This is a genomic window from Xanthomonas sp. NCPPB 1638 (assembly GCF_041475635.2).
Classification (GTDB): Bacteria; Pseudomonadota; Gammaproteobacteria; order Xanthomonadales; family Xanthomonadaceae; genus Xanthomonas; species Xanthomonas cucurbitae.
The window spans coordinates 93,418-105,274 of sequence record NZ_CM192984.1 but is presented as its reverse complement, the minus strand read 5'-3'; the positions used below and the strand labels follow the sequence as shown (position 1 = coordinate 105,274).

Below are 11,857 nucleotides of genomic sequence, written 5' to 3'. Positions count from 1 at the left end.
TGCCTTGCGCCAGCGTGCGACTTGCCTTGCCTGGTATCCCCTCGCCGATGCACGGTGCCTGCCATCGGCCGCGCTTAACAACACAGTTGCTAGGATCCAGGCGCGTCACTGGCAGCAGCACCGCGTGGCCGGGCTGCGAATGGAGTGTCATCACATGAGGAGTTGTCAGATGCCCTGGAAATCCGCTCTCGCCCTGCTTGCCCTGTCCGCCGCCGCACTGCCGGCGCTGGCCCAACCCGACCGCCAGGTCGTCGAGGACATGCTCACCCGCTCGGCCAACGTCTGCCCCGGCCATAGCACCGACCGCACCTCGCCCACCGTCAAGGCCGTGCCCGTGGGCGCGCTGCGGGTAATGCTGGAACGCGGCCTGGTCATGTGCCCTGATCGCCGCCTGGACGCCGCTGCGCCGGCGGTGTTCTACGGCCGCCTGGGCGTGTTCGCCTGGAACCCGGAAGTGCCCGCCGCCAAGACCGTGATCGTCCAGCAGATCGGCACGATGACCCGCAACGAGGACTACCCCGTCGAGACGCTGGTGTGGGATGCCAAGGGCACCGCGCTCAAGCAGCAGACCGTGCCGATGTTCGAACCACGGCCCGGTGCGGCGGTGTTGTACAAGCTGCGTTGAACACCACAGCCGGGCGCAGTGGCCACGCGCGCCAATCCAACTGCTGCGCCCGCCGCTGCGGCTGATAATGCGCTCGCGCCGAGCGGTGATCTCATGCTACGCGCTCACCCGCAACCGCGGTGGGCCATCCAGTCGATGAACTGACCACTGCGCACGTTCACCCGTAAAGTTCTCGATCCAGCCTGTCAGGCGCGCGTCATCCACAGGGTCGGCGTTAGCCGCCGCCGACCGCCTGCTCAAAGCCCCAGCTCGGACAGTCCGGGATGTGCATCGGGCCTGCGCCCGAGCGGCCAATGGAACTTGCGCTCGGCCTCCTGGATCGGCAGGTCGTTGATGGCCGCAAAGCGCGTGCGCATCAGCCCGTCGGCGTCGAATTCCCAGTTCTCGTTCCCGTAGGAGCGGTACCAGTTGGCGGAGTCGTCGTGCCATTCGTAGGCATAGCGCACCGCAATGCGGTTCTCGCTGAAGGCCCAGAGCTCCTTGATGAGCCGGTAGTCCAGTTCCCTGGCCCACTTGCGTTGCAGGAACGCCTGCACCTGGTCGCGGCCGCTCACGAATTCGGCACGATTGCGCCAGCGCGTGCCGGTGCTGTAGGCCTGGGTGACCTTGGCCGCATCGCGGCTGTTCCAGCCGTCTTCGGCCAGGCGCACTTTCAGCAACGCGGTGTCGTGGGTGAATGGTGGCAACGGTGGGCGGGACACTACGGGCGATGACATGGCAGAACTCCTCGGAAAGTCAGGACGCAACAGCGCGCTGCCCAGGCAACATCTCGGGCGGTGGTGGCAGGGGACGTACCGCCAAACACCAGGGGCCACGGCAATGGCCCCGTCGATCAACACCAGCAGCTGCTGCGCCAGCGCGTCCGGGTTCGGCCTGCCGGCCGCGACCACCAGGCCGTGCAGAGAGTCTTGCAGGCGCTGCGCGCGCGCGGGCAGCCACCCGGACCACATGGTCTGGATCGCCGGTCTCGCCGGCCGCAGTTGTAGAACGCGCGTTCTCGGTTGTCAAAATCGGGGGACGGATCCGCGTCGAGATTTGGTCAGCGCCATTGCTGTCTTCCCCGTCGGCGCCTGGCAGCAACCTGCGCCGTCGAATCTCCAGGATCAGGCAGGCATCGAACATCTCGGCACCGTGCAGGGGCGCGCCGCATCACCGATTCCCGGGTGCAACCGTCGCGGTGAAGTGCCTGGGCTCACCGCTGACCGGATCATCGAAGGCCAGGGTGTGCGCGAACAGCTGCAGCGGGTGTTCCAGATCGTCGGACCTCTGCGTTTGCAGCTCCGGGTAGAAGCGGTCGTGCAGGATCGGCGCGCCCAGTGCGGCCATGTGCACGCGTAGCTGGTGCTTGCGCCCGGTGATCGGTTCCAGCCGATATGTCCATGTGTCCGCGTTGCGCGCCACGACATCGATCCGCGTGTCGCTGTTGGCCTCACCTGTGCACTCGCGCATGCGGAAGAACGGCTCGCCCGGCTCCAGCCGGCTGCGATGCCGATACGGAAACGTCAGGGTCGGCAACGGCGGTGCCACCGCCAGATAGTGCTTGCGGATGCGCCGTTCGCGAAACAGCGCCTGGTAGATCCCGCGCGTGGCCGGGTTGGCCGAGAACAGCACCAGCCCGGCAGTGTCGCGATCGATGCGGTGCAGCGGCACCAGGAACGGATTGTCCAAGCGCCGCATCAACCGCGCCAGCAACGTCTGCCGCACGTACTGGCCGGCCGGAACGACCGGCAGGAAATGCGGTTTGCACGCCACCACCACATGCGCATCGGCATGCACCACTGTTTCCGACGCCGCGATGACGGGCTCGTCCACCACCTCGCGGAAGTAATAGATCTCCGCGCCAAGCCGATACGGCGCGTGGACATCCAGCACCTGTTGCTGCGCATCCAGCACGCAGCCCGCAGAAAAACGCTGGCTCCATGTGGCGGCATCCACCTACGGAAAACCGGCACACAACGCCTCCAGCACGGTGCGCCAGGGGCCGGGTGGAAGCTGGAACCGGCTGGCGGCAATGCCATCGCGGACGGAGCGGGGAACAGGCATGGCGCAGCGAACGGGCAGTGCGGCAAAGGAGCGCGCATCGTACCCTGCCGATTTCCTCGGCAACCCTGGCCACACCCATCCTGCCGGACCGGACAGGCGTGCCGGAGCCAGCCCGCTCGCATCCTCGCAGACCGCCACGCCGGCAATGTACGCTGGCGCCAGCGGAGATCGCGGCGCCAGCGCGCGCGGCAAGTGTTTGCGCGTGCGCTGGCTATCGACCGTGGCGCGTGGCGTTACAGTTTCATGTTCACGCCGATGAAGACCTGCCGCCCGGCACCCGGGGAGTACATCGGCTGCGGCTGCGCCTGGAAAAAGCTGTCGTACCAGACATACTCGTATAGGCGACCGGTGAGGTTGCGCAGCTGCAGGTCCAGGCTCCACGCCGGGTTGACCTGGTAGCGCGCCGTGAAATCCAGCGTGGCCATGCTGCCGAACTTGCCGGCCACGTTGCGCTCTTCCAGGTAGTAATCGCTTTGCGCACGACCTTGCAACCCAAGCTTCAACGCATCGCTCGCCTGGTAGTCCAGGCCAATGTTGCTGATACGGCGCGGCGTGGCGATCACCTCGTTGCCTTCGAGCGACACGCTGGCATCGCGTGCGTCCCGCGCAATCTTCGCTTCCTGGTAGGCATGCGATGCCCACACCGTCCACGCCTCGCCCAGCTTGGCGTTGATCTGCGCATCCACGCCCCGGCGGCGGGTCTTTCCCAGCACCACGTTGGTGCCCGTGGCGGGCATGTTGGAAATCTCGTTGGCTGCGTCCTGCTGCCAGACCGCCAGGCGCGCCTGGCTGCCGGCGAACGGGCTGAACTTCATGCCCAGCTCCATGCCGGTGTTGGTGGAAGGCCCGATCGCAGCCTGCCCCGGGGTCAGATAGGCCGGCGCGGTGGACCCGGTGAGCACCTGGAAGGTGCGGCCCCAGTTGGCGTAGACGTTGGTGCGTTCGGTGAACGCGTATACCACGCTGAGCTTGGGCTGCTCGATCGTGCCGTAGCGCTGCAGCGGCCCGCGCACACCACCAGGCAGCAGGGTGTCGCCATCGAAGCGATCCACGCGGTAGGCGGGCACGATCTTCAGCGCCTCGATCGGCTGGTAGATCGCCTGCACGTACGCGCCCCAATTGTCGAACGTGTACTGGTCGTCGTTCTGGATCCGCGCCGGAGGCGCAGTGAAGTCGGTTGGCTCGCTGTAGGCAAACCGCAGGCGCTGGTAGCGGTTGTCCTGATGCTCGTAATTCAGTCCAGCCTCCACGATCACCTGTGCATTGGCATGCCAGGTCAAGGTGTTGAGCATGCCTACCTGCGACTCGTCCCAGATCCGCCGCTGCCGTGGCGCATTGCCGGTCGGCAGGCCGCTGAAGGTCACTCGGCGGCCGTCTTCGTAGTCGTTGTAGTACAGCTTGGTGCCGAAGAACACTGCATCGCTGAGCCTCATGTCCAGATGCACGCCCACCTGGCGCATGTCGCGGTCGCCGCCGTCGTTCAAGTTGCGCCGCTGCGACTGGCGCCGGTCCATGCGTAGCTCCTCGGCGGTCACAAAGCCCGGCTCGTCGGCCTCATTGTGGTAGACGCGCGCGGTCAGGCCGATGCGCATGCCATCGTCCAGATTGCCGAAATACCACTTGCCGCCCAGCGAATACTTGCTGGAGCTATCGTGCGTCCGATAGCCATCGGACCCCTGCACGCCCAGGAAATAGTTCTGTGCGAAGCCATCGCGTTCGCGCCCCAGCGCGAACTGCGCATCGCGGGTGTTGAAGCTGCCATAGGACAGGCGCGCGTCGGTGTAATTGCCGCCCTGGCGGGTGCCGAAATTGACGTTGCCACCGATGTTGTGCAGGCCGTAACGCGGATCGTTGGTCCCGCGCACCACTTCGATATAGCTGATCTCCAGCGGGAACAGCATGTCGATGAAGCGCTGGTTGCCGCTGTTGACGTTGCTGGGAATACCGTCGATCAAGGTCTTGATGGCATTGATGTAGCCTTCGCCGTTGAAGGCGCGGAAGCTGACCTTGCCCGACTCGTTGCCCTGCCGGGTCTCGGTGAGCTGGATGCCCGGCATCTGCCCAAGCAACTCCCAACTCTGCGACACGTTCTTGTCCTCGATCTCATCGGTGCCAAGCACGTCCACCGACGTGAACACCTGATGGGAAGCAAGTTGACCATCGGCGTGATGGTGCACATCCACCTTGCCCAGGGTCAGTGCCGAATCCGACGACTGCGCGCGTGATTCCAAGGGGAACAGGATGGTGGCCAGGGAAGCTGCCAGAACATGGGTCAACGACAAGGACGAACGGATCACGGCAGCTGCAATCTATGGGTAAGGGATGGAATATTATAACATTATTGCAACGCTGACACAGTGTGGCATCCACCGCGCGGGGAAGATGCAGAGTGCAGGCGGGCTGGCATGGCAAGCCAGACCCTGCAACCGCTGCGCAAAGCCCGCAGGTACCCGGATTGGTGGCGCCTAGCTTCGTTTGATGCGGCGCATCTTCGTTGCAAAGTAAATCAAGAAGGTAGATCTATTATATGCTGATCGGCTTGATCCCAATATTCTGCAGAAAATGCCAATTACTCAGCTTGTACGTCGACAAGCAAAGCAAAAAATGTCCAGACTCTTCAGCTACGCCCTGGTCGTCGTAAGCGTATTGACGTTCTTTACATCTGGCTCTGCACTGGCTATTGATCCAGCTCGGCTCCATCAGCCTGTTGTTGGCGGCACGGTTTTGACAATGAGCCTTGGCAACGAATGTACTGCCGGCCTTGTGCTCAAGCAAAAGGGTTTTCTTGCCAACTTGACCCCATATAGGCGAGCTGTGAGATTCGTTCTGACCGCAGGACACTGTGGTGATTATAATAGCGCAGTCTCGGTCAGAGGATCGGACCTTGGCTATGTTTCTTGGAAGTCGAATGTTTCAGATCTTGAATTGATCCGTGTGGAGCCGGTCAACCATAGTTATCGGTATTGCTCTGCGCCATCAACTGGACTTACCTGCTCAGTTGTTTCGAGGTATGAGCCGCGTGCATTAGGAAAAGTGGGTCTTCGCGGATCACTGTGGGTGCAATCGAGCATTTTCGGGTAGCGCGGGCAGGAAGCTGGCGATGATCTTGAGCCTCAGGAACTCCTCGTCGCGATAGCCGTAGGCGCTGCGCTGGATGACCCGGATCTTGTTGTTGAGCCCTTCCACCAGGCCGAGGCTGACCTTGTTCTCCGGCCTGCAGTACGCCGCGATGCCGTCCCAGTGCCGCTCGATCATCCCCACGAACGTCTGGTAGGGCGCAAGCCGCTGCCAGCGCAGACTCTGCTTCCAGCGCTCGAAGAACTCCCGTGCACCTCGCTCGGTGCGGTAGCTCCACAGCTGCCCGAAGGACTCTTTCAGCAGGTACGCCGTGTTCAGACGTTTGTTGGCCGCCAGCAACTTGGCGAGCGCCTTCCGACCGTCCAGGGTAAGGTTTTCGCGATTGCTCAGCAGGGTGTAACGCTGGCCCTTGATGTAACTGCGATCCTGGCCTTGAAGGCGCTTGTACTCGTCGCGCCGCACCTGATCGAGCGCGTCGGACAGGTGGCGCATGATGTGGAATTTGTCGAACACGATGCTGGCGTTGGGCGCGTTCTTGCCCACCGAGTTGCGAAACGGCCGCCACATGTCCATCACCGCCACGTCGATGCCGGCACTGCGTTTTGGGCCCAATTCGGCGAAGAACTGGTCGATGTCCGCCTCGGTGCGCCCACTGCCGCCGAACCAGATCGGTCGGCCGCGCTCCAGATCGCTGACCACAACGCGGTAGTCATGGCCCTTGTGGATCGCGATCTCGTCGATGCCGATGGCGCGCGGCGCCGGCGTCCCCGCCCGGCGCACCTGCTCGGCCATGTACAGCTTGGACAGCTCCTTGACCGTGCTGTCGTGCAGGCGCTCCAGCTCAGCCACGGCCTTGTGCGTCATGCTTCGGCACAGATTGCCCACATGTAGGGCGAATCGCTCGGTGTAGCGCGGATTCTTGGCCAGCCAGTCCAGCCGCTCTACGTGCACGCCGCCGCACCCCGGGCAATCGACCCGCCAGCGCTCGAACTCCACGAACAGCATCCAGCCGGCCGCCCGCAAGTCGCGGGCGCGGCACAGGCGCTTGTCGTAGCGGCTGCGACACCGATGGCCACAGTTGGAACACACGGCCGTTTTTTTCGGCGCCGCAAGGTCACGATCCGCGCCTTCGGGGCGCCGAACACGCCCTTGAGCGTGGACTCCGCCGCGAAGCCAGGGAAGGAAAACAACTCACTCAGCCGACGGCCCGTTTTCATGCAGAACACCGCGTCAAGAAGTCAGCACAGGATGTACCACCTTCTGGGACGGTGGAAAGGGCCTGTTTCCAAGGCTCAACGCAGATTCAGGGGCCTCAAGGCACCCACACGAATCCGCGATGAGCCGGAAAAGTTTTACTCTCGCGAGCAGCTCTCTACCGCTCGCGAGAAGAGGGGCTTGCTTCGATAGCAGTGAGCGGGCATGCCCCCGCATCCCCGACCGAACGATTCTGCACAAGCGGTAGAACGACTGACGTGATGTGCTACTGGACGGATGCGCGAATTCCTGCGGGAAAGACCATTACTGCCGGACTGCTCGGCGCAACGGCCGACTTTGGCGACCTCATAGGTCCAGGTGATTCCGGGGGACCAGTGGTTAATGCGTCAGGCGTTATGCATGGAATCATAAAGGGTAATTCGGCGGATTTTAATATGCTGCTGTATACCTCTACTGCCCAGTTTTTTCATGAGCAGCCTGACTATGAGATTGCACCACCCAACTGATTCCGCGAGTCGGTAAGCATCAGGGTCAGGTTCTTAGGTATCCCCACGTTTTACAGCACCAACGTCATCTGCGTGCGCACTGCGTCGGGCAGTGTGCGTAAGCGTTCTAGCCAGCGTGAGACCGGTTCCATTGGCCAGCGCCTGACCAACGCCTCGCGGCCTACACGCAGTGTCGGGTAGAGCTTGCGTGTGCTGTTGCGGGGCGATAGCCAGTGCGCGATACCGATGGACTCGCAGCCGGGTCCTGCCAGCCAACGGACAGATCACGTCACGCTCGATCACGATCGCTCGACGTGCAACGTGCGATTGCCGAGCAGTCTTTACGCTTTCAGCAGCTCAGTAATGCTTGCCAGGGGTAGCCAGAGCTTGAGAGGGTCCAACTCCGCACGCTGGAACCCGAATTTCTCGTAGAAGGGCGCAGCTTCATCTTTGGCGTCCACAAACAATCCGGTGACACCAATGGCGTCACTCACTTGCGCCGCTCGCGTGATGGCTTCCATGAGGAGCATCGTGCCGAAACCGCGACCCTTGAGCTGCTGATGGACTGCCAAGCGGCCCAATCGCACGACAGGGACGTTGCGCGGCAGTTTTGAGCCAGCTGGCGGAAGCTCTGCATTCATTACCTGCGCCGAGGACAAGGTGAAGTATCCGAGGACCGTGGTGTCCACAACGTCCTTGAATCCTACTTCTTGCCAAGCGTCCAGGGTTCCCGTTTTCAGGATTGCCAAGAACGTACGGCTGATGCCGCGCTCTTGATGCTGTCGCGCCTTTGTGCGCAACCATTCATTCAGATCTTTGTTGCCGCAGTCGAAATCAGCGCGACTTAGGTGTCCAGCGAATGGTACTACTTCTACTTCCAGTGCCATGGTCTCTTGTCTCCATATGACGTTTCAAGGAGACAGCAAGGCGATCGGGGACCGGCTTCGGGTTGTCGAGTGCATCCAGAAACATCTTCGTATCTTTCTGGCTCAGTCGAATGATCGAGTGCTCTTCGATAATTCTTTCAGCTTCCCGCAGCGCGGCTTGGGCGACGAATTGATTCGTCGTTGTTGCCGTCATCTCAGCTGCCTGTTCAATTGCTTGCTGCGCGTAAGCGGTGACTCGGGTGGTGATTCTTGCCCGGTCATTACTGGTCGCGTGCATAGGTAACTCCTAATATTCATTTCATATTTGCCGTTGCTGGCCGAGCCGTAGGCTTGGTCGGAGTTCGGCGTCTGTGTGGGCTGATCGTGCCTACTTCATGTTGAGGTCTCCTGTACTGGTGACTGCACTGTAATTGCTCTGGTGCCAAAATGGCAACCATCATTCATCTCATAAAATCACCTTGCGCAACCCTATTGCTTCTTGAATTTATTTTTTGTTCACAAATTGGCTGGCCTTTGAAGTTGGTCATGCCCTTCCCACGCGGTGAGATGCCCTTCTTCTCAAGTAACAAGGCTGGGGAAAGGGAGGGGTAGACCTACGAGCGTCCAGCCTCCACAGCCGCACGCAATGCGGATTATCGGACTATCGCATGGTGTGTGATGCCGCCCTCGGCCTGGATCGTATTGCGGGCAGCAACCGGGCGCTCGGCTGCCGAGCTTTGCGGTCCAGAATCACTGCTCGGCTGGGTGCGGCGCTGCCAGCCGGTACAAGGGCCAAGCCTAGTCCCTTCAGTTGGCGTGTTCGACAGCTTCAGATTTTGACTTCCCCCACATCTCCGGTACGCCATGCTGCCTCCAGCCTCAACTGGAGAACGCACGATGATGAAGTGGATGGGCACCGCGCTGGCCGCGGCATTACTGGTGAGCGGCTGCGCCAAGGTGGAGGGCGAGAAGTTCGTCGGCCACTGGGTCAATGTGCAGACGCAGGAAGAGACCATGGACGTCGAGCGCAATGGCGAGACCTTCATGGTCCGCAGCACTACGCCGAAGTTCTTCAGCCGCAAGCCGCAGACCGAGAGCTACCCGGCGGTCTACAAGGACGGGGCGCTGCAGGTCACCAATGATGGGGAGACGGTGAACTTCGTCATCGACGAGAGCAACGGCCAACTCAACACCGGCGGCGAGCAGTACCGGCGCGTGCCGGCCAAGTAAGCGCGTTAGAAACGAGCTACCCCGGGTTCCAGGGGCGTGTCGATCAGACCGACACGCTTGCGAGGCGGCTGTTGCCGCAGCGGTCTTGTATCGCCGGTCGCATGACGGCCAATGGGTTGACAGCTTGAATTTGGGTAGACCAACCTTTAGAGTTGTTGGCAAGTGGACTGGGAGTACCCGGTCGGCGTTATAGCCTCGGTGCGATCACCGGGGCTTTTCGCTGTCTGGGGGTGGGAAAATTTTATAGCCCCAGCCCTCAAAGTCGATCCCGAGCCGCCCCCTTCCCCCTTTGCAGAAGAACTTCTGCCGAAGAATCTCAAACGCCCGATTCGCGCTTTGCGGACGGATGACAGATAGACCGATGGGGCGCGCGACCAGATCGGCCAGTTGCAAGCCGGACGAATTGGTCTTTTTATCCGCAAACACGATGTTGAAGGGTAGCGGGCTCCCCCAGCGGTTGGCTCCATCGCATATCCGCCTGAACTCCAATTCCAGATCGCGATCTTCCTTCTTGCCCCGGCACTCCACCACTACATGGGTGGGACAATGGACCTGTCTTTTCTCCCTGAGGAATTCGAACAGCGTTTCCAGGCAAAAGCCCAGCGCCAAATGATAGGGATTGTTCTCCAACTGTGATCGCTCGCGTAGGCGAGCCTTGTCGATCACGCAACTGATCAAGATGAAATTGTTGTGATCGATGATCTCGGTCAGCTCCTCCAGGAAGCCCTGCTTTTGCAATCGGTCGGCAAACCTGAAATCACCTTTTTCCTTGCGGATTTCGTGCTGATGTACTTGCTGTAGCGATCCGGCAGCTTAGCTTCCGCTGGGCGGCTCGTTGCGACGGGCTGTGGCCCCTCCAAAGCAAGTGCAAACTGGCCTGCGCGCAACGCAGTATCGGGGCCACTTGATGCGTCCTTGCGTCTTGCCATGGTCCAGCACCGGTACCTGGAAAGATCAGCACAGCGGACATGTCAAGGACAGTAGGCCGGCGGTGTAGTAGATCGACCTCGGCTCCTTTGAACGTTCTTGGTACGGTCCCGGGCGGAGCCGATGTAACACTGCCGTCGGGTAGTACCGGCGCGTACCGGCCAGTAAGGCCATCGGCCGCGCTCGTGCCGACCCTGGCAGTGGCCGGCGTTCGCACGCTGCCATCGCCTGCCTCAGCGGCCGGCGGAGGGCGCCTGTTCCGGCCCGGCAGTACGATGCCTGTAGCGCCGTTCGTCGCCTCGCCTGGCGAGTCCTCTGCCATTCCCTGGCGTGCAAGCTTTACAGTGCGCAGGCACGCCAGGGTCGTGGCGCTGCCAGCCCAATCAATCCAGTAACTACGAGGGTGTCATGAGCAAGGGGATGGACCAGAAGAAGAACCAGAAGAAGGAGCCGACCAAGACGCTGAAGGAAAAGCGTGCGGCCAAGCAGGAAAAGAAGGGCAAGTAAGCTGCCCGGGCCGTCAAGCGGCAAACGAGGTCAGGTGCAGGCCTGACCTCGCTGCGCAGGCGCGAGGCGCTGAGTGCTGGCTTGCGAGTTCGGCAGTTCCAGAGTTGCCCATGTACTGGAATGACCTGGGATACCACTATGTATGCTGCCTGCTGCAAGAGCACGCTTCAGTATCGATCATGGCGCTCTTGCATGAGCGCATGGATCTGATGGTGCATTTCGCTGGCAGGTTATCACTCACGATCCACATCGCGATGGTGTGACTCCCGACTCAAGCCGCCAGCCGCTTGATCCGTGACGGCAGATCGCCCAGCGCGCGATGCGCTTGTTCCAGTTCGTAGTCGGCTTGCAGGCCCAGCCAGAAGCGCTCGGTGGTTCCCAGCGCTGCAGCCAGGCGCACGGCGGTGTCGGCGGTGATGCCACGCTTGCCCAGTACGATTTCATTGATGCGGCGCGGCGGCACGCCGGTGGCCCGCGCCAATGCGTTCTGGCTGATGCCCAGAGGCTCGAGAAACTCCTCAAGCAGAATTTCGCCAGGATGAATGTTGGGTAGGACTGTCATGGACAGATGCCTCGTGCTCAGTGGTAATCGACTATCTCGACCTCGGCTGCATCGCCTTCCATCCATCGAAAGCAGATGCGCCACTGGTCGTTGATCCGGATGCTGTACTGGCCGCGCCGTGCGCCTTTCAATGCCTCCAGCCTGTTGGCGGGCGGAATGCGTAAATCGTCAAGGTGCGCGGCAGCGTTGAGCATGCGCAACTTGCGGCGCGCCACCGGCTGGATGTCGGCCGGCAGCCGGCGGGAGCGCTCACCCAACCAGATCCTTTCGGCTTCCTTGTCGATAAAGCTTCTAATCATGACCCCACCATAACGGATTA

The 11,857-nt window shown here is 61.6% G+C and carries 11 protein-coding genes and 1 pseudogene; 2 read left to right on the top strand and 10 right to left on the bottom strand.

The features are described from left to right. The first annotated feature begins 169 nt into the window (after positions 1-169). On the top strand, positions 170-625 hold the full coding sequence (locus tag ACCQ13_RS00450) for a hypothetical protein (protein ID WP_167526790.1): 456 nt from the start codon (positions 170-172) through the stop codon (positions 623-625). A gap of 236 nt (positions 626-861) precedes the next feature. Here ACCQ13_RS00450 and ACCQ13_RS00445 read toward each other — a convergent pair whose 3' ends face one another. The 7 genes and pseudogenes from ACCQ13_RS00445 to ACCQ13_RS00415 all read right to left on the bottom strand — a co-directional run bounded on the left by ACCQ13_RS00445 (position 862) and on the right by ACCQ13_RS00415 (position 8,610). Then, complete coding sequence (locus ACCQ13_RS00445) at positions 862-1,341, bottom strand: nuclear transport factor 2 family protein (protein ID WP_104603517.1); 480 nt, start codon at positions 1,339-1,341, stop codon at positions 862-864. Between the two features lie 433 nt (positions 1,342-1,774). Next, positions 1,775-2,560, bottom strand: a complete 786-nt coding sequence (locus tag ACCQ13_RS00440; RefSeq protein ID WP_223214377.1) for a pseudouridine synthase — start codon at positions 2,558-2,560, stop codon at positions 1,775-1,777. A gap of 341 nt (positions 2,561-2,901) precedes the next feature. Continuing rightward, positions 2,902-4,944, bottom strand: a complete 2,043-nt coding sequence (locus ACCQ13_RS00435) for a TonB-dependent receptor (RefSeq protein ID WP_159407893.1) — start codon at positions 4,942-4,944, stop codon at positions 2,902-2,904. A gap of 772 nt (positions 4,945-5,716) precedes the next feature. Continuing rightward, positions 5,717-6,835: an ISL3 family transposase gene (locus ACCQ13_RS00430; protein WP_159406429.1), complete on the bottom strand. Its 1,119-nt coding sequence runs from the start codon at positions 6,833-6,835 to the stop codon at positions 5,717-5,719. A 682-nt stretch (positions 6,836-7,517) separates the two neighbouring features. Beyond that, positions 7,518-7,721 (bottom strand): annotated as a pseudogene (locus ACCQ13_RS00425) (IS4 family transposase); the annotation flags it as partial. A gap of 66 nt (positions 7,722-7,787) precedes the next feature. Next, positions 7,788-8,333 carry a GNAT family N-acetyltransferase gene (locus tag ACCQ13_RS00420; RefSeq protein ID WP_159406428.1) on the bottom strand — a complete coding sequence of 182 codons (546 nt, stop codon included), beginning with the start codon at positions 8,331-8,333 and terminating at the stop codon, positions 7,788-7,790. Further along, complete coding sequence (locus ACCQ13_RS00415) at positions 8,281-8,610, bottom strand: type II toxin-antitoxin system TacA family antitoxin (protein ID WP_159406427.1); 330 nt, start codon at positions 8,608-8,610, stop codon at positions 8,281-8,283. Before ACCQ13_RS00415 ends, ACCQ13_RS00420 begins: the two co-directional genes overlap by 53 nt. A 599-nt stretch (positions 8,611-9,209) precedes the next feature. Between ACCQ13_RS00415 and ACCQ13_RS00410 the strand changes: the two genes are divergently transcribed. After that, the gene (locus ACCQ13_RS00410) at positions 9,210-9,542 is read left to right on the top strand and encodes a hypothetical protein (protein WP_104603496.1); all 333 of its coding nucleotides are present in this window, start codon (positions 9,210-9,212) and stop codon (positions 9,540-9,542) included. Positions 9,543-9,746: 204 nt separating this feature from the next. Here the strand turns inward: ACCQ13_RS00410 and ACCQ13_RS00405 are convergent, their stop codons facing one another. From ACCQ13_RS00405 to ACCQ13_RS00395, 3 genes are all read right to left on the bottom strand, one after another. After that, positions 9,747-10,280 (bottom strand): DUF3800 domain-containing protein, encoded by a 534-nt coding sequence (locus ACCQ13_RS00405; RefSeq protein WP_208800435.1) that lies wholly within the window; start codon positions 10,278-10,280, stop codon positions 9,747-9,749. 967 nt (positions 10,281-11,247) lie between these two features. Further along, positions 11,248-11,538: a HigA family addiction module antitoxin gene (locus ACCQ13_RS00400; RefSeq protein ID WP_104603498.1), complete on the bottom strand. Its 291-nt coding sequence runs from the start codon at positions 11,536-11,538 to the stop codon at positions 11,248-11,250. A gap of 17 nt (positions 11,539-11,555) precedes the next feature. Then, a complete protein-coding gene (locus ACCQ13_RS00395; RefSeq protein WP_104603499.1) occupies positions 11,556-11,837 on the bottom strand; it encodes a type II toxin-antitoxin system RelE/ParE family toxin in 282 nt (93 codons plus the stop codon). Positions 11,838-11,857 lie beyond the last annotated feature (20 nt).

Coding starts and splice junctions, on each gene's coding strand:
- ACCQ13_RS00450 (WP_167526790.1), top strand. CDS start 170: ATGCCCTGGAAATCCGCTCTCGCCCTGCTTGCCCTGTCCGCCGCCGCA.
- ACCQ13_RS00445 (WP_104603517.1), bottom strand. CDS start 1,341: ATGTCATCGCCCGTAGTGTCCCGCCCACCGTTGCCACCATTCACCCAC.
- ACCQ13_RS00420 (WP_159406428.1), bottom strand. CDS start 8,333: ATGGCACTGGAAGTAGAAGTAGTACCATTCGCTGGACACCTAAGTCGC.
- ACCQ13_RS00415 (WP_159406427.1), bottom strand. CDS start 8,610: ATGCACGCGACCAGTAATGACCGGGCAAGAATCACCACCCGAGTCACC.
- ACCQ13_RS00410 (WP_104603496.1), top strand. CDS start 9,210: ATGATGAAGTGGATGGGCACCGCGCTGGCCGCGGCATTACTGGTGAGC.
- ACCQ13_RS00400 (WP_104603498.1), bottom strand. CDS start 11,538: ATGACAGTCCTACCCAACATTCATCCTGGCGAAATTCTGCTTGAGGAG.
- ACCQ13_RS00395 (WP_104603499.1), bottom strand. CDS start 11,837: ATGATTAGAAGCTTTATCGACAAGGAAGCCGAAAGGATCTGGTTGGGT.